The sequence below is a fragment of the Bradyrhizobium sp. RD5-C2 genome (assembly GCF_019972155.1).
Taxonomy (GTDB): Bacteria; Pseudomonadota; Alphaproteobacteria; order Rhizobiales; family Xanthobacteraceae; genus Bradyrhizobium.
This window is the reverse complement of sequence record NZ_BOVL01000019.1, coordinates 696,547-718,523: the sequence shown is the minus strand read 5'-3', so window position 1 is coordinate 718,523 and position 21,977 is coordinate 696,547. Positions and strand designations below refer to the sequence as shown.

21 protein-coding genes and 1 tRNA gene are annotated in these 21,977 nt (G+C 64.8%); 10 read left to right on the top strand and 12 right to left on the bottom strand.

Annotated elements, in window-relative coordinates; translation table 11 throughout:
* Positions 1-11: 11 nt before the first annotated feature.
* Entirely contained in the window at positions 12-1,556 is a 1,545-nt protein-coding gene (locus BraRD5C2_RS24390) for an aspartate ammonia-lyase (protein ID WP_223972253.1), read from the bottom strand.
* Positions 1,557-1,899: 343 nt separating this feature from the next.
* On the opposite strand from BraRD5C2_RS24390, the gene BraRD5C2_RS24385 reads away from it, so the two are divergent.
* Positions 1,900-2,592, top strand: coding sequence for a hypothetical protein (locus BraRD5C2_RS24385; RefSeq protein WP_374708044.1), 693 nt, complete (start codon positions 1,900-1,902; stop codon positions 2,590-2,592).
* Positions 2,593-2,884: 292 nt separating this feature from the next.
* On the opposite strand, the gene BraRD5C2_RS24380 is transcribed toward BraRD5C2_RS24385, so the two are convergent.
* Entirely contained in the window at positions 2,885-3,658 is a 774-nt protein-coding gene (locus tag BraRD5C2_RS24380; RefSeq protein ID WP_223972572.1) for a tetratricopeptide repeat protein, read from the bottom strand.
* Between the two features lie 286 nt (positions 3,659-3,944).
* On the opposite strand from BraRD5C2_RS24380, the gene BraRD5C2_RS24375 reads away from it, so the two are divergent.
* A complete protein-coding gene (locus tag BraRD5C2_RS24375) occupies positions 3,945-5,189 on the top strand; it encodes a glycosyltransferase family 87 protein (RefSeq protein ID WP_223972250.1) in 1,245 nt (414 codons plus the stop codon).
* Here the strand turns inward: BraRD5C2_RS24375 and BraRD5C2_RS24370 are convergent.
* From BraRD5C2_RS24370 to BraRD5C2_RS24350, 5 genes are all read right to left on the bottom strand, one after another.
* The gene (locus BraRD5C2_RS24370; RefSeq protein ID WP_223972248.1) at positions 5,170-5,916 is read right to left on the bottom strand and encodes an SDR family oxidoreductase; all 747 of its coding nucleotides are present in this window, start codon (positions 5,914-5,916) and stop codon (positions 5,170-5,172) included. The genes BraRD5C2_RS24375 and BraRD5C2_RS24370 overlap by 20 nt on opposite strands.
* The gene (locus BraRD5C2_RS24365) at positions 5,916-7,301 is read right to left on the bottom strand and encodes an FAD-binding oxidoreductase (RefSeq protein ID WP_223972246.1); all 1,386 of its coding nucleotides are present in this window, start codon (positions 7,299-7,301) and stop codon (positions 5,916-5,918) included. The genes BraRD5C2_RS24370 and BraRD5C2_RS24365 overlap by 1 nt, the downstream gene beginning before the upstream one ends.
* 2 nt (positions 7,302-7,303) lie before the next feature.
* Positions 7,304-8,713, bottom strand: a complete 1,410-nt coding sequence (locus tag BraRD5C2_RS24360; protein ID WP_223972244.1) for a UbiA family prenyltransferase — start codon at positions 8,711-8,713, stop codon at positions 7,304-7,306.
* 166 nt (positions 8,714-8,879) lie between these two features.
* A tRNA-Arg gene (locus tag BraRD5C2_RS24355) sits at positions 8,880-8,956 on the bottom strand.
* Positions 8,957-9,173: 217 nt separating this feature from the next.
* On the bottom strand, positions 9,174-10,679 hold the full coding sequence (locus tag BraRD5C2_RS24350) for a flavin-containing monooxygenase (RefSeq protein WP_223972242.1): 1,506 nt from the start codon (positions 10,677-10,679) through the stop codon (positions 9,174-9,176).
* A gap of 84 nt (positions 10,680-10,763) precedes the next feature.
* On the opposite strand from BraRD5C2_RS24350, the gene BraRD5C2_RS24345 reads away from it, so the two are divergent.
* The 3 genes from BraRD5C2_RS24345 to BraRD5C2_RS24335 all read left to right on the top strand — a co-directional run bounded on the left by BraRD5C2_RS24345 (position 10,764) and on the right by BraRD5C2_RS24335 (position 13,580).
* Positions 10,764-11,414 carry a TetR/AcrR family transcriptional regulator gene (locus tag BraRD5C2_RS24345; protein ID WP_223972241.1) on the top strand — a complete coding sequence of 217 codons (651 nt, stop codon included), beginning with the start codon at positions 10,764-10,766 and terminating at the stop codon, positions 11,412-11,414.
* Between the two features lie 195 nt (positions 11,415-11,609).
* Positions 11,610-12,707 (top strand): helix-turn-helix transcriptional regulator, encoded by a 1,098-nt coding sequence (locus BraRD5C2_RS24340; RefSeq protein ID WP_223972239.1) that lies wholly within the window; start codon positions 11,610-11,612, stop codon positions 12,705-12,707.
* A gap of 216 nt (positions 12,708-12,923) precedes the next feature.
* Positions 12,924-13,580: a hypothetical protein gene (locus BraRD5C2_RS24335; protein ID WP_223972238.1), complete on the top strand. Its 657-nt coding sequence runs from the start codon at positions 12,924-12,926 to the stop codon at positions 13,578-13,580.
* 110 nt (positions 13,581-13,690) lie between these two features.
* On the opposite strand, the gene BraRD5C2_RS24330 is transcribed toward BraRD5C2_RS24335, so the two are convergent.
* The 3 genes from BraRD5C2_RS24330 to BraRD5C2_RS24320 are packed head-to-tail and all read right to left on the bottom strand — an operon-like array spanning position 13,691 to position 15,406.
* Positions 13,691-14,113, bottom strand: coding sequence for a CAP domain-containing protein (locus tag BraRD5C2_RS24330; protein WP_223972236.1), 423 nt, complete (start codon positions 14,111-14,113; stop codon positions 13,691-13,693).
* A gap of 22 nt (positions 14,114-14,135) precedes the next feature.
* The gene (locus BraRD5C2_RS24325) at positions 14,136-14,342 is read right to left on the bottom strand and encodes a hypothetical protein (RefSeq protein ID WP_223972234.1); all 207 of its coding nucleotides are present in this window, start codon (positions 14,340-14,342) and stop codon (positions 14,136-14,138) included.
* Between the two features lie 56 nt (positions 14,343-14,398).
* Positions 14,399-15,406 (bottom strand): 2-dehydropantoate 2-reductase, encoded by a 1,008-nt coding sequence (locus BraRD5C2_RS24320; RefSeq protein ID WP_223972232.1) that lies wholly within the window; start codon positions 15,404-15,406, stop codon positions 14,399-14,401.
* A 149-nt stretch (positions 15,407-15,555) separates the two neighbouring features.
* Between BraRD5C2_RS24320 and BraRD5C2_RS24315 the strand changes: the two genes are divergently transcribed.
* Complete coding sequence (locus BraRD5C2_RS24315) at positions 15,556-16,170, top strand: YidB family protein (RefSeq protein WP_223972230.1); 615 nt, start codon at positions 15,556-15,558, stop codon at positions 16,168-16,170.
* Between the two features lie 36 nt (positions 16,171-16,206).
* Entirely contained in the window at positions 16,207-16,485 is a 279-nt protein-coding gene (locus BraRD5C2_RS24310) for a GlsB/YeaQ/YmgE family stress response membrane protein (protein WP_223972228.1), read from the top strand.
* A gap of 210 nt (positions 16,486-16,695) precedes the next feature.
* On the opposite strand, the gene BraRD5C2_RS24305 is transcribed toward BraRD5C2_RS24310, so the two are convergent.
* Positions 16,696-17,478, bottom strand: coding sequence for an SDR family NAD(P)-dependent oxidoreductase (locus BraRD5C2_RS24305; protein ID WP_223972226.1), 783 nt, complete (start codon positions 17,476-17,478; stop codon positions 16,696-16,698).
* A 104-nt stretch (positions 17,479-17,582) separates the two neighbouring features.
* A complete protein-coding gene (locus tag BraRD5C2_RS24300) occupies positions 17,583-18,344 on the bottom strand; it encodes an N-acyl homoserine lactonase family protein (protein WP_223972224.1) in 762 nt (253 codons plus the stop codon).
* A gap of 382 nt (positions 18,345-18,726) precedes the next feature.
* On the opposite strand from BraRD5C2_RS24300, the gene BraRD5C2_RS24295 reads away from it, so the two are divergent.
* The 3 genes from BraRD5C2_RS24295 to BraRD5C2_RS24285 are packed head-to-tail and all read left to right on the top strand — an operon-like array spanning position 18,727 to position 21,803.
* Positions 18,727-19,794, top strand: coding sequence for an acyl-CoA dehydrogenase family protein (locus BraRD5C2_RS24295; protein WP_223972222.1), 1,068 nt, complete (start codon positions 18,727-18,729; stop codon positions 19,792-19,794).
* A 30-nt stretch (positions 19,795-19,824) separates the two neighbouring features.
* Complete coding sequence (locus BraRD5C2_RS24290) at positions 19,825-20,985, top strand: acyl-CoA dehydrogenase family protein (RefSeq protein WP_223972220.1); 1,161 nt, start codon at positions 19,825-19,827, stop codon at positions 20,983-20,985.
* Between the two features lie 17 nt (positions 20,986-21,002).
* Complete coding sequence (locus BraRD5C2_RS24285) at positions 21,003-21,803, top strand: enoyl-CoA hydratase/isomerase family protein (protein WP_223972218.1); 801 nt, start codon at positions 21,003-21,005, stop codon at positions 21,801-21,803.
* Positions 21,804-21,977: the final 174 nt, after the last annotated feature.

Sequence of the window (21,977 nt, the reverse complement as noted above, 5' to 3'; positions counted from 1 at the left end):
AACGCCTGCGCTCAACTTTCCTTCAACTTCGGCACGGGCTGACGGCGCGCCGGGCGGGTCATGGCTTCGAGCTCGAGCAGCTGATTGAGCTGCTCCTCGGTCAGCAGCTTTTCCTCCAGCACGATATCGGCGACCGAGCGGTTCTCCTTCAGCGCGCGACGCGCCACGCGCGATGAGGCCTCATAGCCAAGCGCCGGCGCCAGCGCCGTGATCAGACCGATCGAGCCCTGCACCAGGCTGCGGCAACGCTCGCGGTCGGCCTCGATGCCGTCGACGCAGCGCTTGGTCAGCGTGTCGATCGCCGCCGTCAGCATGCGCAGCGAGCTCAGCACGCAATAGCCGATGGTCGGCTCGAAGGCATTGAGCTGGAGCTGGCCGCCTTCGGCGCACATCGTCACCGTGAGATCGTGCCCGATCACGAGGAAAGCGACCTGGTTGACCACCTCCGGAATCACCGGGTTGACTTTGCCGGGCATGATCGACGAGCCGGCCTGCACCGCAGGCAGCCTGATCTCGCCAAAGCCGGTGCGCGGCCCCGACGACAGCAGGCGGAGGTCGTTGCAGATCTTCGATACCTTCACCGCAACGCGTTTCAAGACGCCGGAGAACAGCACGAAGGCGCCGAGGTCGGAGGTTGCCTCGATCAGGTTCGAAGCCAGCACCATCGGCTGGCCCGACAGCCGCGACAGCTCCTCGACCGCGAGCGCCGCATAGCGCGGATCGGCATTGATGCCGGTCCCGATCGCGGTGGCGCCGAGATTGACCTCGCGGAACAGGCTCGAAATCTCGTTCAGCCGCGCGACGTCCTCCTTCACGGTGGCGTGGAAGGCGTCGAACTCCTGGCCGAGCGTCATCGGCACCGCGTCCTGCAGCTGGGTGCGGCCCATCTTCAGGACATCGGCGAACTCCACCGCCTTGCCCTTGAAGGCATAGGCAAGATCATCGAGCGCGCGCACCAGCGGCTGAGTGGCAAAGATCACCGCGAGCCGCAGCGCGGTAGGATAGGCGTCGTTGGTCGACTGCGCCATGTTGACGTCGTCGTTCGGATGCAGCGTGTGATAATCGCCGGGCTTCTTGCCCATCAGCTTGAGCGCGACGTTGGCGATCACCTCGTTGGCGTTCATGTTGGTCGAGGTCCCGGCGCCGCCCTGGATCGCATCGACGACGAAGGACTCGGCATAGACCTTGTCGGTCGCGATCTGGATGCAGGCCTTGTCGATCGCATCGGCCTTTTCCGGCGCGAGATAGCCCAGGCGCTTGTTGGCGCGGGCGGCCGCCTGCTTCACCAGCGCCAGCGCGCGCACGAATTCCGGGAAATGGCCGACCGGCACGCCGGTGATCGGAAAGTTCACCACCGCGCGCTTGGTGTGGATGCCCCACAGCGCATTGGCCGGCACCTCGTCCTCGCCGAGCAGATCGTGCTCGGTGCGGGACTGCGCCTGCTCGATCGGCACGGTACGGACGGTCGCGATTGCGAGCTCGCTGACGCCGCCGCCGTCGCCGGAGGGTGGCGAGGCACCTGCAGTGTTGGCGGTCTCAACCTTCGATTCGGCCATCGGTCCCTCCGTTACCTGCTGCAAATCTCGTCGTCAGCGACACCAGCCATGATGCGCCCGACAGGCATCGAAAGCCAATGCCTATCGGCAAAGTCTTGCACATCGGCGAATGGAAAGACGCATCAAAACGGGATTGGCATGCGCGCGACGCGCGAAATTGACGAGTTACCTTATCCGTCATGATAACAACAACTTATAGGTCGAGGCCGCGGCTCGCCCCGCGCGCGATGCGGCTGCTTTCTCCGCCCCGTCATCGCGTGCTAGATCAGCATCGACTGGCGCAAGGGCGCTGCCGACACCGAACGAACCAAGGGCCAAAACCGTGTCCAACAACAACGAAGCGATGACCATCAAATTCCGCTGCCCGGCGGAGCTCGAAGGCAAGATTCCGCCGCCGGTGGCCGCGTCATTGGGTCTTCCCGGATGGCTCAAGACGATGCCGACACAGGCCTTCAACGCGATGAGCAATCGCGAGGAAGATACCGTCAAGCGCTGCCCGCCATTCATCGACGCGATGACATCCGGCTTCCTGATGCCGCTGATCTGCGACCTCAAGATCGAGAATGGCGAGATGACATGGGACAACGACCTTCCATCGGGGGGCGTGCTCGAATTCCCGCGCTCGCCGGTCGGATTTCACGACGAGAGCCAGGTGATCGGCTCGCCGCTGTTCGAACAGGACCGCTTCGTGATCAAGTTCGTCAATCTGTGGACCATCGAGGCGCCGGCGGGCTACTCGCTGTTCTTCACGCATCCGGTCAATCGGTTCGATCTGCCGTTCACCACGCTGACCGGCATGGTCGATTGCGATCAGTTTCACGACAGCTGGATTCATTTTCCGGCGCGCTGGCACGACACCAATTTCAGCGGCGTGCTGCCCAAGGGCACGCCGGTTGCGCAATGCTTCCCGGTGAAGCGCGAGAACTGGGTCGCGCAGACCGCGGCGATGACGCCGGATGAAACATCGCGCGCACAGGACCTGTCCAACAGGATGGCCCGCGAGCCCGGACTCTATCGCCGCCAGTTTCGGACGTAGATCGGCGGGCGAGGCGCGCTGCGGTCTCCGGCGTCATTGCGAGCCACCCGGTCGGAGGCGCGGCATCCACCGCCGTCGTCCTGGCGAAAGCCAGGACGACGCCGAATATGTGGCGCGATCCTGAGCAAATTCGGTGTCATCACCCGCGAAAGCGGGTGATCCAGTATTCCAGAGACGTCAGTGCTTGAGCCGAGGAGCCGCGGCTACTGGATCGCCCGGTCGAGCCGGGCGATGACAGTTGCCGTGGGGACGCGGCTTCGCAGTCTCGCAACATGATTTGCCCGAGCTTTGCCTAGCTCAGAAATTTCGCAGCCGCGCTGGGACGGAAGAAGAAGCGGCCGTGCGATGCCATGGCCAGCGCGGACGTGGTGCGGCCGATCATTTGCGGCCGGCCGCGCAACGCCAGGCGCAGATTGGCTTCGCCAGCGGCGCGGTCACCCATTTCCAGAAGACAGGCGGAGAAGCTGGTCCGTGTTAGCGGATCGTCGGGGCGCTGCGCCAGCACCTGACGGTAGAGATCCGCCGCACCCGCATATTCGCCATCGAGCAGCAGCACGCGCGCGAGCGCGGCCAGAATATCGGGATGGCCCGGCGCCACAGTACGGAGCTTCTCCAGAATCTCTCGCGCGCGGCCGCGCTCATTGCGATGGGGCAAGAGCTGCGCGAGCAAGAGCAGCAACTCGACGCTGCCGGGCGCGAAAGCAAGCGCGCTCTCGACGACGGCAACCGCCTCGTCGATGCGGCCGGCCGCGCCCAATTGCCCTGCCAGCCCCTGAAATGCGGGCAGGAACGGTGGCCGCCGCGCGCTCGTTCGCCGCAACAGATCGATCGCCTCGCTGCGCCGACCGGCACCGCCGAGCGCCGCCCCGAGCAGGGTCTCAATGCCGGGATCCTCGACGCGGCGCGCGGCGCGCTCGAGCGGCGCGATCGCCTCCTCGTTGCGGTTCTGGGCCATCAGCGCCCGTGCCAGGATCGAGGCCGCGCCGACATCGGTCCGGTTTGCCTTCAACACTTCCGCCGCCAGCCGCTCGGCTTCGACGACCTGCCCCATCTGCAACGCGACCATGGCGCGGTGCAGAGCCGGGGGTGGGCTGGGCCCGCGATTGGAAGGAGGCGGTGGTTTCGGCATGCGGCCCGTCATGGGGTGGTTGTCCCAGCCGTTATCACCGCCGCCGACGGAGCTCCAGCGAAAGTCGCACCGCTGCACCAAGATACCGCCCGGTTCCGACAACCCGCGCACGGGCCGATGCCGTGCATCCCTGCTGCCAGGCCAGACCACGCTCTCCTGCCGGATTTTTCGACTGCTTAACCTATTCGACCTAGCCTGAACTGCCGAAACAGGGCCCGGCTTGATGTTCGCAACTACCCTCGAAGCAATTCGGTCGACCACGTCAAAGCGGACCGCCTATATCCGCGGAATCCTCGCGCTTCTGGTCATCGCCATCGTCTTCAAGGCGGTGTGGCTCGCCCAAGTCGGGCTCGGGCATGGCCGCGAGCTCGTCGACTTTGCCGCCTTCTACATCACTGCAAAGCTGGTGTGGCTGGGCACCGTGGATCAGGCCTATCAGTTCGCGAAGCTCATCGTCATCCAGAAGGAGGCATCGGGCGGGCACGATGGCTTCATGTCGTGGACCTATCCGCCGCAGTTCAGCCTGCTGCTGGCGCCGTTCGCGCTGATCCCGGTCGGGATTGCCTATCTGCTGTTCGCTGCCTCGACGCTGACGCTTTACCTTGCCGTGCTGCGCCGTCTCGCCGGCAATAATTTTGTGCTGGTGCTGATCGTGTTCTTTCCGACGATCGGGATCACACTGGCATGCGGACAGAACGGCCTGCTGACCGCCGCGCTGATCGGAATGGTCTGCCTGTTCCTTGAAGAGCGGCCGGTCCTCGCCGGGGCCGCCCTCGGTCTGATGATCATCAAGCCGCATCTCGCCATCGCGTTCGCGGTCTACGCCGTGCTGCGGCGTTCCTGGATCGTCGTGGCGACGGCCGCCGCCGTCGTGCTGATCAGCTCGGCGATCTGTACGGCGGTCTTCGGCGTGGAGATCTGGAGCGCGTTCCTGCAAAGCGTGCGCGACTCGTCGGTGTTCCTCGAGCAAGGGAATTACCCGATGCATCGCATGATCTCGATCTATGCCGCGCTGCGAACAGCAGGGATGTCCGCGTCGGCAGCGTTTGTCACCCAAGGCGCCGTCGCGGTCCTGGCGCTTGCGGTCGTTCTCATCGCCGCCTACCGGACGATGCCGGCACGCGAGCGCCTCGGTCTCGTCGCGATCGTGTCGGTCTGCATCAGCCCCTACGCCTACGATTACGACTTTCTGATCTTCAGCGTCGGCCTCGCGCTGCTGTTGCCGGCGCTGCTGGCGAGCGCGCGCGAGTGGGAGCGAGGCCTCATCTACGCCTTGCCGATCCCGATCGGAGCGTTCGGCTACCTGCAAGCGACGACCGCCCACTCGGGCGAGCCGTCACTCGGCACGCTCTCGATCGGCGGCTTCGCGATCATTCCGCTGATCGCGCTCATTGTCGGGATTGTGCTGCTGCGCAGTTCGGGAACGGAAGCGGTCAGCGGATCGACCGTCAGATGCGCATCCGCTTGAAGATCGTCTCCGGCAGCGCGCAGATGATCGTCATCACCAGCCAAAATCGTCTGGCCACATAGATCACGTCCCGCGGCCGCGTCACGTCGGCCCGAAAAATATCCTCCGCGACCCGATCCGGCTGCACGGTCAGGGGCGCCGGCAGCTTCATATGCGCCGTCATCTTAGTGCGCACGAATCCGGGCTTGACGGTGACGACGCGGACTCTGCCGGCGAGCGCCAGGCGGTTACGCAGGCCGGACAGGAATTGCGTGAAGCCGGCCTTCGCCGCGCCGTAGTAATAGTTCGAAGCCCGCCCGCGATCGCCGGCGACCGAGCTGACCCCGACGATCGTTCCCGAGCCGCGCGCCGCGAAGGCTTGCGCGAACTGTTCGAGCAACAGGCTGGGGGCCTCGAAATTGGTTCGCATGATTGTCGTCGCAAGCTCGGGATCGACCTGGGCACGCAGCTGATCGCCGAGTTCTCCGACAACACACACGACGGTGTCGGGGAGCGCGGACAGGCCGGCGACGAAGCCGGCAAGCTGTCCGGTCTGCAGCACGTCGAGCGATTGAACCGTTGTGTCGACGCCGCTTCGCGTCCTGATATCGTCGGCGTTGCGCTGCGCGGCCGCAAGATCGCGGGCGGCGAGCGTCACGCGCCACCCCTCCTTCGCATAGCGCAGCGCCGTCGCGTGCCCGATATCCGAGCTGCCGCCAATCACCAGAATTGATTTTGTGCCGGTCATCAAATTCCAAGCCGTTCTGAAAGATGGGAGGCAAGGCGCGTGGTCGCCCCGGTCTGCCGGCGGATGTCGCGCAGGGCCGCAAGGCCGGGATATCCGGATTCGAATGTCGCGCGGGATTGCCGCGCGTCCTTTGCGAGATAGAGCCGGCCGCCGGCGTCGACCACCAGCGCGTCGAGCTGATCGAGAAACGCGAACAGCGTGTCGCTGACGGGAAAGTCCATCGTCAGGGTGTAGCCGCGCAGCGGAAACGACATCGGCCCGCCGCCATCGCCGAGCTGCTTGAGCACCGCAAGAAACGACGCATCGCCGCGCCGGGATACCCGGTCCAGAATATCGGCGAGCACGCGGCGCGCGCGCTCGAGCGGGATCACGCACTGATACTGCACGAAGCCGCGCCGGCCGTAGATCCTGTTCCAATCGGAGATCGCATCGAGCGGAAAGAAATAGGGATCCCAGTGCACGAGGCGCTGTCTGCCCTGCTGCGCAGCACCGCGGCGGAAATACAGCTCGTTGAATACCCGCATCGATGTGCGATTGAGCAGCCATCCGGGAAACAGCTCCGGCACCGAGAGCCGCTGCGTACGAGGGCTGGGAAACGGCGCGAGGCCGGGCCCCAGCATATCCATGTCGCGGCGCGTGGCGTGCTCGGCCAGATAGACCAGCGACCGCCCGAGCGCCGCGCCGCGCGCAAGGCAATCGATCCAGGCCACCGAATAGGTGGAGGAGGCGCTGTTTTCCAGCTGATCGATCGCCGCATCGAGATTGCCGGCGACGCGGGTGTCTTGCCGCAGCCAGGCCGTCTCGATCGGGAGCAGTTGCAACGTCGCGTCGAGGATCATGCCGGTCAGGCCCATGCCGCCCAGCGTCGCCGCGAACAGCGCGGCGTTTTCCGACCTCGAGCAGGAAACGATCTCACCGCCCGGCAGTGCGAGGCGGAATGATTCGACGATCATACCGAAGCCGCCGTCGCGATGGTGATTCTTACCGTGAACGTCGGCTGCGATCGCGCCGCCGACCGTCACGAATTTCGTGCCGGGCACAACTTTCAGGAAGAAGCCGCGCGGCTCGAACGCGGCAAGAATGTCGGCGATGGTCACGCCGGCTTCGACCGTCAATTGGGCCGTTGCGGCATCGAAGCTTCGCATCCGGTTCAGGCCGCGCGACGAGATCGTGGCTTGCGTGCCGATCGCGGCATCGCCATAGGCGCGGCCCGCGCCGCGCGCGATGACACCGGACCGCCGGAGCAGATCATCGCGTGCGGCTGCGGGCGTATGTGGAGCCAGTAATTCGGTCGATACCTTGGGATAGTTGCCCCAGCCGGAGAGGCAAACCCCGCCCGGATTGGAGGTCGCGCTTTCGCGTCCTGGCAAGGCAGCCGCCGGCATCGCTAGATGGCGGCGAGCATGATGACGCCGATCGCGCCAAGCGCGACCCAGCTGGCGCGATCCCGCAGCGCGAACATCACGGGATCATCATCGATCAATTCGCGCTGCGCGAACAGCATCACGCGGCCGATCCAGTACATCAGGATCGGACAGCAGACCCAGAGCAGTTGCGGGTGGCTGTAGAGCGCGCGAACCGTATCGGACGAAATGTAGAGCGTGAAGATCACGACGGCGTTGAAGCCCGACGCAGCCGCGAGGATCGCGACCATCGATTTGTCCTCGATCCGGTAGCCGCGCGCCGCCAGCACCGCGCCGTCCGGCTGGCTGGCGAGCTCGATATGGCGCTTCACCAGTGCCAGCGACATGAAGATGAACAGCGAGAACGCAAGCAGCCACTCCGACATCGGCACGCTGATCGCGACCGCGCCGCCGATCACGCGAACGGTGTAAAGCGTCGCCAGCACGACGACGTCGACGATCGCGATGCGCTTGAGCCAGAGTGAATAGGAGGTGGTCAGCGCGAAATAGCCGAGCAGGACGCCGGCGAACCCGACCGATATGCACAATGCGATCGCGAACGCGGCAACCAGCACCAGCGCCATCGCGCCGGCAGCTTGCGTCGCGGGGACGGCGCCGCTTGCGATCGGGCGGTTGCGCTTCGCCGGATGGGCGCGGTCGGCCTTGATGTCGAGAATGTCGTTCAGGATATAGGCGGCCGACGCACAGAGCGAGAATGCGATCAGCGCAAACAGCGACGTCGCCGCCGACCCGAATGCGAACTTGTGCGCGGTCAGCAGCGGCACCAACACGAGGGCGTTCTTCGCATATTGATGCACCCGAAGCAGCTTCAGCCATGAGTGCACGCCGGCCGGCGCGGGTGCAGCCGCGGCGGATCGACCGGTGCGCGCCACGCGTGACGCGAAGCCGGGCAGCGCAACCGCTTCGCTGCCGATGTAGTCGAAGCCCTGCAAGAGCGCGGGCGGCAGGTCTTCGCTCTGCGAAGCCGGCGACCGGCCGCCCGGAGTGGCAGCCCAGGCCGTGAAGACGCCGAGATGCTGGGCAACGGCGCTGACGAACGGCTCGGGATGGGTTTCCGAACAGAGATACACCGGACGACCTTCGCCCAGCACCTGCAAAAGGAAGGTCACGGCGTCGTGGTCAAACCGTGCGCGGGATGGATCGAAGCCCGATGTATCGGCAATACGCGCTGCCAGTCCGAAGGCGGTGGCAATCGCCGTACTGACGGCGCGAAAGCGGCTTGTCATCCAGGAAGCAATATCCGCCGGGAAGGCGCTTCCCGGAACCATCACCTCGTCGACATCGACAACGAGCGGCCGGCTCTTCGAACGCTGCGGATCGCGCAGGGCGTCGCTGCCGCCCTCTTCAACCCGTTCTGGAACGCTGGCTCGCATGCGCGCGGTCTTCCGGTGGCCCCCTCCCCATTGTCCCGGGCTTTCCCTAATTTGGGGTGAACTGAGGGGGCGGACGTCCGGCAGACCGTGCCGGAGCACGTTGCCCAAACGCCGTTGCGGCTTCGATGAGGAGTGGGCGCGCTATGGCGCGCAGCCAGGCTGAAAATGGCGATCCCGGGAAGACTCGAACTTCCGACCTACGGTTTAGGAAACCGTCGCTCTATCCGGCTGAGCTACGGGACCGCACCGCCCGCAGCGAAGCATGCGGGCGTCGCCATCCCCATAGCAGAGGAGCCGAATGATCGCCAGCCCGCGCCACACTGTAGCGTGTTCGAGCGAAGTGGGCACCGGTTCGCGTGAAGAAAACGCGTCAAAACAAGAAGCTAGAGCAGCGGCTCTGATCCGATCAGAACCGCTGCTCGAGGCGCGGGCGAAGTTGCGCAGTGTTCGGCGCTTGGCGCTACGCCACCTGCCGGGCCGGATTCGAGCCGGCATTCGCCGCGCCGGCCCGGCGCGCCGGCAGAAACTCGATCGCCTCATCCTTCAGCGAGCCGAAACGCAGCGTCACGATATCGAGCGCATAGTTCTGGTAGAGCCGCCACGGCCGGCGCGAGCCCTGTTTGGGGAACCTGGTGGCGGCGCGCTGGATATAGCCCGAGGAGAAATCCACCCAAGGCAGTTCGGTCACGGTCGGATCGTTCCGCCGCGGCGTGACTTGCGCGAAGCCATTCGCCTTCATGTGGTTGAGCATGCGGCAGACATATTCGCAGGTCAGGTCGCATTTCAGCGTCCAGGATGCGTTGGTGTAGCCGAACGCCGCAGCAAGATTCGGCACGCCCGAATACATCAGCCCCTTGTAGTTCATGGTCTTCGACAGATCGACCGGCGCGCCGTCGACCTTGATCTCGAGCCCGCCGAGCACCTGCAGATCGAGGCCGGTCGCGGTCACCACGACGTCGGCGTCGAGCACATTGCCGCTCTTGAGCTTGATGCCCCCACGCGTGAAGGTCTCGATCTGGTCGGTGACGACAGACGAGCCGCCGCTGCGCAGCGATTGAAAGAGATCGCCGTTCGGCACCAGGCAAAGCCGCTGGTCCCACGGATTGTAGCTCGGCGTGAAATGCGTCGCGACGTCGTAGTCGGGACCGAGCGCATGGCGGACGCCGCCGAGGATCAGCTTCTTTACCCGCTCCGGATCGCGCTTGCAGAGCCGGTAGAAATACATGCCGAACAGCACGTTCTTCCAGCGCGTGAGGCCGTAAGCGAGTTTTGCGGGTAGCCGCGCCCGCAGCCAGTTGGCGACCTTGTCCTCATCCGGCCGCGCGACGACATAGGTCGGCGAACGCTGCAGCATCGTGACATGGGCGGCGGTCTTGGCCATTTCCGGCACCAGCGTCACCGCGGTCGCGCCGCTGCCGATCACCACCACCTTCTTGCCGACATAGTCGATGTCGTCGGTCCACTTCTGTGGATGGACGACTCGGCCGGCGAAGTCGGCGAGGCCGGGGAAGTCCGGCGTGTAGCCGTGCTCATACTTGTAGTAGCCGCTGCACATGAACAGGAAGCTGCAGGTGAGACGCTCGATCGTCTGCTCCGGCCCGCGCTCGACTTCGACCGTCCATTGCGAGTCGGCCGACGACCAGTCGGCACGCACGACGCGGTGGTTGAAGCGGATATTCTTGTCGATGCCGTACATGCGCGCGGTCTCGCGCACATAATTCAGGATCGACGGGCCGTCGGCGATCGCCTTCGGCTCGGTCCAGGGCCGGAACGAGTAGCCGAGCGTGTACATGTCGGAGTCGGAGCGGATGCCGGGATAGCGGAACAGGTCCCAGGTCCCGCCGATGCAATCGCGGCCTTCGAGAATGGCGTAGCTGCGGTCCGGGCAATTGGTCTGCAGATGATAGCCGGCACCGATGCCCGACAGCCCGGCACCCACGATCAACACGTCGAAATGAGCAGACATGCCCTGACCTCCCGCGGCAGAATTGACAATTCGTATTGTCAGATAACTTGACATCTGACAATGGCTCGTGTCAATACACTTTTCATGGCAAGCAGCCGGAAAGCCCGCCTCTATGGCGGTATGGACGCCGAGGAACGCCGCGCTGAGCGGCGGCTGAAGCTGATTGATGCTGCGATCGAGGTCTATGGCGAGGTCGGCTATCGGGTCGCCACCGTGAAGGCGATCTGCGAGGCGGCCGAGCTCACCGAACGCTATTTCTACGAATCCTTCACCAACAGCGAGGCGCTGCTGATCGCCGCCTACAACCATGTCGTCGGCCACCTCCACGACGAGATGGCGGCTGCCGCCGTGTCCGGCGGCGACGATGCCGAAATGCGGCTGCGCGCTGCGCTGACACTGTATTTCACGCGGTTGAAGGAGCATCCGAAGCCGGCACGGGTCTTCCTGCTGGAGATCGCCGGGATCAGTCCGGCGGTCGATGCCGTCACGCTCGATGCATCGCGCACATTCAGCGACATCCTGGTGCCGCCGCCACGCGATCCGAAACGCAGCGACAAGGGTACTCCGGCCACGTTGCTTTCGATCGGCATGGTCGGCGCCGTGATCTCGATCGCCCGGCGCTGGGTATCGAAGCACTATCCGCAAGCCGTCGAGGACGTCGTCGCGATCGCCGCCGGCTTCTGCCGCGTGGCATTGACCGAGGCCGATCGCCGCCGGGATCTGCATTTGCTGTAGCGGTGGGCTCGCCCCCTCGCCGATTTTCGATCATGTTTCGCCAGGGTTTGCGGGCCCGGCCTTTGGCCGTGACGCTGATTTAACTTGCATATCCGGCGGTCCGAGCCTTCTTATGCACGGTAGCGGGTGCAAACAGGTCCGGCCTGTTTCGTCCTGTGAAACAACAAGAAATCTGCATCAGGCGGAGCTGAGCCTTTGGTCGACGTGCACAGGCTGGACGACGTGACCGCGCGCCTTGGCGACGTGGTTCTCGATCCCGCGACCTGGCCGTCCTTTATGGACGAGGTCTGCGCGGCCGTCGGCGCGACCGGGGCCGCGATGCTTCAGAGCGATATCCGCACCGAAGACATTCCGCGCACGCAATCGATCACCGACTATTTCACCAAGACCTACTTCCCGCAGAATTTTCATCTCACCGACATTCGCGCCGCGCGCGGCGTGCCGCTGATGCTCTCCGGCACCAACGTCATCACCGACGCCGACCTGTTCGGCGGCGAAACCGAGATGCTGCGCGACCCGCTCTATGCCACGCTCGGCGAGTTCGGGCTGAAATGGTTTGCGGGAATCGGCTTCCGCGCCGGACCGGCGTTGTGGGCACTGAGCATCCAGCGCACGCCGAAGGAAGGCATGTTCGAGGCCGACGAGGTCAAGGCACTCTCGCGCGTGTCAGCGCGGCTGACCGAAGCCGCGACGCTGTCCACCGTCGTCGGACGCTCCGCGATCTCGGGCATCACCAGTGCGCTCGACCTGATCCAGATCGCGGCGATTGCCGTCGGCCGCTTCGGCGCCGTCATCGGCATGAACGGCCAGGCGGAAGCCTGCCTCGGCCATGACCTTGCGATCCGCAACAACCGCCTCACCCTGCTCGACCGGCAGGCCAATACCGATCTGACCAGGCTGATCGATCTGCTGGCCCACAGCTCGGACCTGCACCCGCTCCCGACATCGCCGATCGTGGTGCGCAGGATCGACAAGCGGCCGATCGTGATCCAGATGCAGCCGGTGCCTCCCGCCGCACGCTCACCGTTCCTGGGCGCGCGCGCGATCCTGTTGATCCGCGATCTCGAGGGCAACGCCGCCTTCGATCAGGCGCTGCTGGCAGCGGCGTTCGAGCTGACGCCGGCGCAGGCGCGCCTCGCCACGCGACTTGCGCGCGGCGATTCGGTCGAGGCCGCCGCACAGGAAGCCGGCATTGCCCTTGCCACCGCGCGCAATCAGCTGAAAACGATCTTCCAGAAGACCGGCACGCATCGGCAGGCGGAACTCGTCGCATTGCTGCATCGGGTCAAGTGAACGTTTCGAGACGAATTGTTCCAATTTCCGGTGCGGCAATGCGGCAGGAATTCTTCAAATATTGCAATTGCGTACAGCGATTATTGGATCATGCCAACCGACCGGCCTGCGACTTAAATGGTCAGGGAAATCGTCGGGTTCCGGGGTGACAAGGGTCACTAAAATGGCGACAATCTGCTCACTCTGTGTCGTTCGGGTTTGCTTGCAATGTCCGTGATGCTGTCACGATCATCGACGTTGGCTGTTGCCGTTTTTGTCGCCGCGTTCGCGCTGGCGCCGATGACTGCGCGCGCGCAATGGTGGCGCAGCGCACCGAAGGACTTTGAGGATTGCGCCGACCTCGCCGAGAAGGCGAAGTCCAGGGAAGACAAGACCGCGCAACTCGCCGACTGCAATGCCAAGTTTGCCGGACGCCGCAAGTCCGGCGGTGGCTACACCTATTACGACTTCATGCAGGACCGCAGCTTCGACATCGCCGGCCCCAATCCGACGCCGGACGAGCAGAAGAAGATCGACCAGGAATATACCGGCTATCTCGAGAAGGAGCGCCGCTCGAGCATCGTCGCGGCGTTCAATGCCAAGCAGCTCGAGCGGCAGGAAAAGCAGCAGGTGCGGCCGCCGCAGCTTCAGCAGGCGTCTCTGAACAGCGAGCCAGTGCACAGCGAGCCGGCGAAAGTCCCGGCCCCGATCGCACGCCCGGTCAAGCCGCGGGTTGCTGCGGCCCCTCTTCCCAGGGTACGGCCGCAGGCAGCGAGTTGCGTGAAGGGTACGTTCTCCTGCGAATGGCCGCGGCTTTCCGAAGGATTGGACGGCCTGAAGAAACTGTTCACGCCGGCATCTCCGCCGCCGACCAAGGTTGCGAAGCGCAACTGACGCTAGAGCACTTCGGTTCTGATTGAATCAGAACCGAAGTGCTCTAGATTCTTATTTTGACGCGTTTTCTTCACGCGAACCGGCGTCCACTTCGCTCGAAAACGCTATGGTCAATCGGTAATCACCATCGCCCAGAACCTGCGGTACGGCGACTTCGGATTGTCGACGAAGGCCACACCGACGCGCTTCGCGCCCGGCATCAAGAGATTCTCGCGATGCCCCGCCGAGTTCTCCCACTGCTTCAGCATCTCGGCGAAGGCGATGAAACCGGCGCCGATATTTTCGGCGGCGCGCTGCTTCTTCAGCGGCGCGATGCGGGTGAAGAAGCTGCCGCCCGCGGAGTGGCTGACCGACCCGGTGGCTGACATCGCCTGCGCCTGCTTTAACGCCATCGCGTTCAGCTTCGCGTCGAGCTTCACCGCGGGCATGCCGTTGGCGCGCCGGTACGCACTGATCGAACCGGCATAGTCGGCGGCGTGTGCCGCCGTCGTGATGCCGAGCACGAAGGTGAGCGCGAGGAACAGCAGCTTCATCTGAGGTCTTCTCTGCATTGGATCAGTGCGCGCGACCGCGCTTGTGGTGTCGGTGGGTGACCGACTTGCGTGCTGCCGTGGCCGATCGGCTCGATGCCGCGGCCGCCGCGCGCTGCTCCTGCAAGCGCGCATCATAGCCCGGCGAAGGTGTCACGGTCGGCGGTGCAGCGCGGACCGGGACGGTGCCAAGCGCAGCAAGCGTGAGCAGCATGATGCAGGATCGTTTCATGATGTCACCTCCTCGGTTTTCCGAACGCCATGACAGACGATCGTCGGCGCTCACGGTTAGCGGTCATCGCGTATCTGCCCCGGCGTCAGCCCCGGCGAACCCTTGCCGTCGGCCTCCGCCTTCCGGATCAGCGCGATGATACGTCTCGACAGCGGCGCCTCCAGCCCGCGGCGATCCGCGATCGCGGTGATCACGCCCTGCAGATAGTCGATCTCGGTGCGGCGGCCACGCTGCAGATCCTCCCACATCGAGGAGCGCGCTTCGGGATCGATCTTCATAGTGCGGCCGAGCAGCATGTCGAACAGCGCGTCCGGCAACCGCAACAATGCCGGCATCCAGCTCGAAGGCAGCGGCGTCGGCGACACCGGCACGATCCCTTCGGCGCGAATCGCGACCAAACCCTCGGCCATCTGGTCGGCGAATAATTGTCGCCAGCCGCGCTGCGCGAGCTGCTGCCGCAGCGGGATGTTAGACAGCGCGTTGAGCGCGTTGTTGAGATTGACGATCAGCTTGCCCCACTGCACGCCGTCGATGTTGGATGTCGCCTTCATCGCAAGGCCCGGCATCGAGAGCCGTGCCGCGGTGCCGGCATCGTCCTGCGCGATCACGATGTCGCCCGAGGTCGAGCGATGGAAACGGCCGTCGCCGAGCGCGACCACATTGAACGGCACCATGCCGCCGAGCACCTTGCGGCCCGGCAGGCGGTCGCGCAGCAATGGCACATTGCCGACGCCGTTCTGCAGGCTGATCACCGTGGCGTCAGTAGCCGCGTGGCGTGCGATCAGTTCGGCGATCTCGGCTGTATCGGCGCTCTTCACCGTCACCAGCACCGTCTGGACGTCGCGCAGGATCGACGGATCGTCGGACAGAACGAGCCGGTCCGCGGATACAACCCGCTCCGAGCCGTCGAAACTGCTGACCCGCAAGCCGTTGCCTGCGATCTCCTGGATCAGCCGCGGCCGCGCCAGCAGCGCGACGCGGCGGCCGGACGCAGCCAGCATGCCGCCGACGAAGCAACCGATGCTTCCGGCGCCCGCGATGCCGATCGGCCGGTCCGCGTTCATCTGGCTAAACGTCCGTTCATTATGGCTCGATAGCAGACCTTGAGTTGCCTGCCTATTTCCACGCGCCGCAGCCCCAGTGCCCGCCTTGTAACCGTCATGGCCCGAAGCTATGTTTCCGGCTCGGGGCACGGTTGCGGCAGGAGACGATCATGGGTTTACTCGACGTACTCAACGGCATGCAGAACGGCCCCCGCGGTCCAAGCGCGCCAAGCACCCCATCCGACAGCTCAAGCGGTGGCGGCAGCGGAATGTCGCCGATGACGATGGCCATCCTGGCGTTGCTGGCCTGGAAGGCGGTCAAGCATTTTTCCGGCGGCCAGCCGGGCGCGACCGCGCCTCAACCGACGCCGACGCCAGCGCAGGCGCCGTCACTTCCCGGCAACGTCACCGCGAGCCTGCCCGGCGGCGCTGGTGGCGGCGGGCTCGGTGATCTGCTCAAGGGCGGCCTCGGTGGCCTGCTCGCGGGCGGCGCGGCCGGCACCGTGCTCAGCGGCGGCCTCGGCGATCTGCTCAACCAGTTGCAGCAGAAGGGCCACGGCGACGCGGCCAATTCCTGGGTCAGCAACGGCCCCAACAAGCAGATCGCGCCCGGCGATCTCGCCAACGCGCTCGGCGCCGACCAGATCGACTCGCTGGCGTCGCAGAGCGGCATGTCGCGCGACCAATTGCTGCAGGGCCTGAGCCAGTATCTGCCCGACGCGGTCAACCATCTGACGCCGGACGGCCGGCTGCCGAGCGGCGACGAGTTGCACGGCAGGCTTTAGCGGCAGCGTTGATTCCATCTGAGGAGGACGACAGTCATGGGCGGCATCATCTGGGTCATCATCGTCGGCTTTGTCGCGGGGATCATCGCGCGGCTCCTCTCGCCGGGACCGAATAATCCAAGCGGCTTCATTCTCACCACCGTGCTCGGCATAGTCGGCGCGTTTCTCGCGACCTTCATCGGCCAGGCCATCGGCCACTACGGCCCTGAACAGGGCGCCGGCTTCATCACCGCCACGATCGGCGCGCTGGTGGTGCTTTTCATCTGGAACCGGCTGGTCGCGGTGCGCGTGATCCCGGATTTGGGAAACAAGTGACGGCAAAGCCGTCATCCCGGGGCGATGCGTAGCATCGAACCCGGGATCTCGAGATTCCCCGGTGCGCAATTGCGCACCTGAGGTCTGGTGCTAACGCACCATCCCGGAATGACGGGACAACAAGCCGAAGACCGCTTCAACATGAAGATGCCCGGGCACGCCCGGGCATCTTTCGTTTCTGCAATCACTCTCAAGACGTGGATGACTACGTCACTGAATCAGATGCATGCCGGCGTCCATGCGGACGAATTCGCCGGTCATGTTGCTCGACGCCGGGCTTGCTAGGAAGCAGACGAGATTGGCGATATCTTCGGCCGTTGACGCGACCTTCAGCGGCACGCGCGCGACCACGGCATCGCGCACCTGCTTGGCGCCGTCCTCGCCGCGGCCCTTGGTGAACCAGGGCGTATCGATATAGCCCGGGCACACCGTGTTGACACGGATCAACGGCGCCAGCGCGCGCGCCAGCGACTGCGTCATGGTGTTGAGCGCGCCCTTGCTCGCGGCATAGGCGACCGACGAACCGCCGCCGGAAATGCCGGCGATCGAGGAGACGTTCACCACCGCCGACGGACGGCCCGATGCCTTCGCCCCGGCCTCGAGCAGTGCCCGCGCGGCGCGGACCATCTGAAACGGGCCGATGGTGTTGACGGCATAGATGCGCTGGAAATCCTCCGCGGTCAGGCCGTCGAGATCGTGATGCGGCACATGCTTGGTGGTGCCGGCATTGTTGACCAGCACGTCGAGGCGACCCCAGCCCTGCGCGGCAGCCGCGATCTTCTTGCAGTCCTCATCGCGCGAGACGTCGCCCTGCACCACCAGCACCTCGGCGCCCTGCTTGCGGCAGGCTTCCGCGGTCGCTTCGGCTTCCGCCTTGCTGTTGGAATAGTTGATGATGAGGCGCGCGCCCTGCGTGGCGAGGATTTGCGCGGTGGCGGCGCCGAGGCCCGATGCCGATCCCGTCACGATCGCGCACAAACCATCCTTGGACATCTGCATTTTCCTTGTTGTTGTGAGCCAGATGAACTCCGGCGGCGGCATACCATATCGCGCGGGATGCCATCTGCAAACCGCGCCAAAGCCTCAGGCGCAGGTCCTCACGTATATGCGTTCACGCCCTTTTGCAGGCCGGCCCACTGCGCTTCGTCATGGCCGCAGATGATCTTGACGCCGGCGGCCTCCAGCTTGGCGATCTCGTCGAGCGAGTTCAGGAACTGGTCGACATCGAGGCTGTTGCGCGGCGAGGTCCGCTGATCGAGATTGGCGCGCACGCTGAGCGAGTCGGACGCCAGCAGGTATTCGCCGCTGTTGTCGAGCTTGACCAGCGCGCCGGTCGTTCCCTTGGAATGTCCCGGCAGCGGCACCAGTGTCAGTCTGCCGTCACCGAACACATCCATCTGCCGGTCGAAGATCTCCATCTTCAGCGGATGATCCCAGTCCGCCTTGATGTATCCGCGATCGAACGCGTTGTCGGCATTCGCGGCCTCGATCTCGAGCGCATGGACGAACATCGTCGCCTTCTTGAAGAAGGCATTGCAGCCGCAATGATCGGTGTGCAGGTGGGAGCAGATCACCACGTCGATATCGTCGGGGCCGAGGCCGACCGCCTTCAGGCTCGTCAGCACATGATCGTCCGCCGGCATGATCGGCTGCATGTATTTGGCAAGCGCGCCGAGCCGTCCTTCGGGATCGGTCGCGACATCGGGATGGCATCCGGTGTCGAACAGCACATTTCCCTGCGCGTGCCGCAACAGCACGCAGGCGACCGGCAGATCGATCATCTCGCCGCGCTCAGCATCAGGCAGGTAGGTTCGCCTCGACATCCGCAGACGCCCGCCCGACAGCATATGCATCTTCATCCAAGCCACCTCCGATCCCGGCCTCAAGCTAAGCATGAGTTCATCAGAACTCATATGCTTATCGCTCGGCCCGGTCACGCCCGGCGCGGGCGTCGTCGGCCCGAACCTGCCGCCGATCGCGGAAGGCGATCGAGTTTCATCTGGCGGACTGAATTGATGTCACCGGCCAATTTGCTCTTGCGCGTGGCATACAAACGGAGGCGGTCGAAAGTTCACAATGCGGAATTCATGCGCCTGATCCGGCTTCATGCCATCCGCGCAAGTGGCCCTGCGGGCAACGCTTGTCACGGCTATGGCTTTTCCGCATCATTGAGCGCAAGACAACATCGCAAACAGGGCCAGCCGAATGGCGAGCCCCAAGCCAATCAACACGAGGAACGCTGTGGCGGAGAGTGAGAACATCGTCGCCGAGACCGCGGAAAAGATTTTCGCCGATCTCGCGGATGCCCAAACCATCAATCACGACAAGCAGGGCGCATGGAAGGCGCCGCTGTGGCAGGCGCTGACCGAAGCCGGCTTGCCGCTGTCCTGGGTGCCCGACGATCTCGGTGGTTCCGGCGCCAGTCTCGCGGAAGGTTTCAGCGTCCTCAACGTCGCCGGGCGGCATGCGATCGCTGTTCCGCTGGCCGAAACAATGCTGGCCGGCTGGCTGCTGACGCAAGGCAAGATCACCTCCGCGGAAGGCGAGATGACCGTGCTGCCGGCAAGCCCGAAGGACCGCATCACTGTTGGCGCCGACGGCTCGCTCTCCGGCCGTGCCCGCGGCGTGCCGTTCGCGAAAGACGCGAAACATTTCGCGGTGCTGGCAACCGGCAATGGCGGCATCTCGATCGCGCTGGTCGATGCCGCGAAGTGCCGGATCGAATCCGGCATTGGACTCGGCGGCGATCACAACGACACCGTCACGCTCGACAAGGTGCAGCCGGTCACGACCAAATCGGCGCCGAAGGGTTTTGACCAGACCACGCTGATGCTGATGGGCGGCGTGGTGCGGTCACTCCAGATCGCTGGCTCCCTGGAATCGATGCTCGACATCTCCGTGCGCTACTCCAACGAACGCGTCGCGTTCGAGAAGAAGATCTCCAAGTTCCAGGCGGTGCAGCACAACCTCGCCCGCCTCGCCGGCGAGTCCGCCGCGGCGCTGGCCGCCGCGACTTCGGCGGCCGACACCATCGCGAACGCTGCGTCGTTCGACAATGACGCGGTGTTCCTCGAAGCCGCGGCGGCCAAGATTCGCTGTTCGGAAGCGGCCGAGAAAGGCAGTGGCATTGCGCACCAGGTGCATGGCGCGATCGGCTTCACCAACGAGCACATCCTGCATCGTTATTCGCTGCGCGCGCTGGCGTGGCGCGACGATTTCGGCTCGGAGAGCTACTGGGCGGTCGAGCTCGGCAAGCTCGTCGCCGACCGTGGCGCCGATGAATTGTGGCCTCTGGTGGCTTCGCGCTGAGATCAGGCAGAAAGATCAGGACTGGACATCATGACTGCAGCCCTTCGTTTCGATCCGATCCGCCTGCCGGAAAAGTGCGAGCAGCTCCGCAAGGAAGTGCGCGCATTCCTCGCCGAGGAAATCGCCGCCGGCACCTTCGATCCCTACGCGCCGAACCGCGAGGACAATGACGCGCCGGAATTCTCCCGCCGCGTCGGCGCCAAGGGCTGGCTCGGCATGACCTGGCCGAAGAAATACGGCGGGCAGGAGCGCTCGTTCCTCGAACGTTACGTCGTGACCGAGGAGATGCGGGTGGCGAACGCGCCGACCCGGCGCTTCTTCGTCGCCGATCGCCAGAGCGGCCCGGTGCTTTTGAAATACGCGCCCGAGCACATCAAGATGGATATCCTGCCGCGGATCTGCCGCGGCGAGGTCTGCTTCGCCATCGGCATGAGCGAGCCGAACTCAGGCTCCGACCTGTTCGCGGCGAAGACCCGCGCCACCAAGACGGACGGCGGCTATCTGATCAACGGCACCAAGATCTGGACCTCGTCGGCGCACATCGCCGACTACATGATCGCGATCTTCCGTACCTCGCAGCCGACCAAGGAAAACCGCCGCCACGGCCTGACCCAGTTCCTGGTCAAGATGAAGCAGCCGGGCATCCAGGTGAATCCGATCGGCCAGATCACCGGCCAGTTCGAATTCAACGAGGTGGTGTTCACCGATTACTTCGTGCCCGACGATCACGTGCTGGGCGAAGTCGACGGCGCCTGGAAGCAGGCGACGTCGGAGCTTGCCTATGAACGCTCCGGCCCCGAGCGCTTTCTCGAAACCTATTACGTGCTCACCGAGCTCGTACGCGCGGTCGGCAAGAATCCGGACACCCGCAGCGCCGAGGGCATCGGACGGCTGGTCGCGCAAGTTCACACCATGCGCCGCATGTCGGTGTCAGTGGCGGGCATGCTGCAGGCCGGCAAGGAGCCGGTGGTGGAGGCCTCGATCGTCAAGGACATCGGCACGGTTTGGGAGCAGCAGCTGCCGCATCGCGTCCGCGATCTCGCGGCGTTCGTCGAGGAGACCGCGACCAACCGCGAGACGCTGGAAAAGCAGCTCGATTTCGCCATCAAGACCGCGCCCAAGCTGACGATCCAGGGCGGCACCACGGAAGTGCTGCGCGGCATCATCGCCCGCGGTTTGGGCTTGCGTTAATTCAACGAGGACAGATCATGACCAAATATACTGATATCGGCGTCGAGACTCATGGCCATGTCGGCCTGATCGAAATCCGCAAACCGCCGCTGAATTTCTTCGACGTCGCGCTGATCAACCAGATCGCCGACGCGCTGGAGGAGTTCGACAACAACATCGAGATCCGCGCCTCGGTGCTCGCCGCCCAGGGCAAGGCGTTCTGCGCCGGTGCCAATTTCGGCGATCCGGTCCGCCAGGAGCAGGAGGAGCGCGCCAAGAGCGATCCGGCCTCGAACCTGCCGATCAACCATCTCTATGTTCAAGCGGTGCGCATCTTCCGCAACAAGAAGCCGATCGTCGCGGCGATCCATGGCGCCGCGATCGGCGGCGGCCTCGGCCTTGCGGTCTCGGCCGACTTCCGCGTCGCCTGCCCCGAGGCGCGCTTCGCGGCGAACTTCACCAAGCTCGGCTTCCATCCGGGCTTCGGCCTGACCACGACGCTGCCGGAGCTGATCGGCAAGAACAACGCCGAGCTGATGTTCTACACCAGCCGCCGCGTCACCGGCGAAGAGGCCTATCGCTGGGGCCTTGCCAACGTGCTGGTGCCGCAGGGCCAGGTGCGCGCCGAGGCGATGAAGCTCGCGCAGGAGATCGCCGAATGCTCGCCGCTCGGCCTGGTCTCGACCCGCGCCACCATGCGCGCCGGCCTCGCCGACCGCGTGCTCGCCGCGACCAACCACGAGCTGGAAGAGCAGACCAAGCTGCGCGCGACCGAAGACTTCAAGGAAGGCGTCAAGGCCACCGCCGAGCGCCGCGTCGCGAACTTCAAGGGACGGTAAGGCCGCAAGCGCTGCTCTCTCAATGCGTCGTCCCGGCGAAAGCCGGGACCCATACGCCGCGGCCCGCGGAAAGGGCACGCCTTTTTCCACTCGTCATTCCGGGGCGCGACAAAGTCGCGAGCTTTGATGTGCAATTGCACATCAGAGAATCCATAACCACGATCGTGAGCATGG

Bases quoted from the DNA above. Each gene is read 5' to 3' on its own strand.
- BraRD5C2_RS24310 (WP_223972228.1), top strand. From the start codon at position 16,207: ATGGGCGGCATCATCTGGGTCATCATCGTCGGCTTTGTCGCGGGGATC.
- BraRD5C2_RS24375 (WP_223972250.1), top strand. From the start codon at position 3,945: ATGTTCGCAACTACCCTCGAAGCAATTCGGTCGACCACGTCAAAGCGG.
- BraRD5C2_RS24335 (WP_223972238.1), top strand. From the start codon at position 12,924: ATGCTGTCACGATCATCGACGTTGGCTGTTGCCGTTTTTGTCGCCGCG.
- BraRD5C2_RS24285 (WP_223972218.1), top strand. From the start codon at position 21,003: ATGACCAAATATACTGATATCGGCGTCGAGACTCATGGCCATGTCGGC.
- BraRD5C2_RS24350 (WP_223972242.1), bottom strand. From the start codon at position 10,679: ATGTCTGCTCATTTCGACGTGTTGATCGTGGGTGCCGGGCTGTCGGGC.
- BraRD5C2_RS24380 (WP_223972572.1), bottom strand. From the start codon at position 3,658: ATGGTCGCGTTGCAGATGGGGCAGGTCGTCGAAGCCGAGCGGCTGGCG.
- BraRD5C2_RS24320 (WP_223972232.1), bottom strand. From the start codon at position 15,406: ATGAACGCGGACCGGCCGATCGGCATCGCGGGCGCCGGAAGCATCGGT.
- BraRD5C2_RS24390 (WP_223972253.1), bottom strand. From the start codon at position 1,556: ATGGCCGAATCGAAGGTTGAGACCGCCAACACTGCAGGTGCCTCGCCA.
- BraRD5C2_RS24360 (WP_223972244.1), bottom strand. From the start codon at position 8,713: ATGCGAGCCAGCGTTCCAGAACGGGTTGAAGAGGGCGGCAGCGACGCC.
- BraRD5C2_RS24330 (WP_223972236.1), bottom strand. From the start codon at position 14,113: ATGAAGCTGCTGTTCCTCGCGCTCACCTTCGTGCTCGGCATCACGACG.
- BraRD5C2_RS24365 (WP_223972246.1), bottom strand. From the start codon at position 7,301: ATGCCGGCGGCTGCCTTGCCAGGACGCGAAAGCGCGACCTCCAATCCG.
- BraRD5C2_RS24315 (WP_223972230.1), top strand. From the start codon at position 15,556: ATGGGTTTACTCGACGTACTCAACGGCATGCAGAACGGCCCCCGCGGT.
- BraRD5C2_RS24305 (WP_223972226.1), bottom strand. From the start codon at position 17,478: ATGTCCAAGGATGGTTTGTGCGCGATCGTGACGGGATCGGCATCGGGC.
- BraRD5C2_RS24325 (WP_223972234.1), bottom strand. From the start codon at position 14,342: ATGAAACGATCCTGCATCATGCTGCTCACGCTTGCTGCGCTTGGCACC.
- BraRD5C2_RS24370 (WP_223972248.1), bottom strand. From the start codon at position 5,916: ATGACCGGCACAAAATCAATTCTGGTGATTGGCGGCAGCTCGGATATC.
- BraRD5C2_RS24300 (WP_223972224.1), bottom strand. From the start codon at position 18,344: ATGAAGATGCATATGCTGTCGGGCGGGCGTCTGCGGATGTCGAGGCGA.
- BraRD5C2_RS24290 (WP_223972220.1), top strand. From the start codon at position 19,825: ATGACTGCAGCCCTTCGTTTCGATCCGATCCGCCTGCCGGAAAAGTGC.
- BraRD5C2_RS24345 (WP_223972241.1), top strand. From the start codon at position 10,764: ATGGCAAGCAGCCGGAAAGCCCGCCTCTATGGCGGTATGGACGCCGAG.
- BraRD5C2_RS24385 (WP_374708044.1), top strand. From the start codon at position 1,900: ATGACCATCAAATTCCGCTGCCCGGCGGAGCTCGAAGGCAAGATTCCG.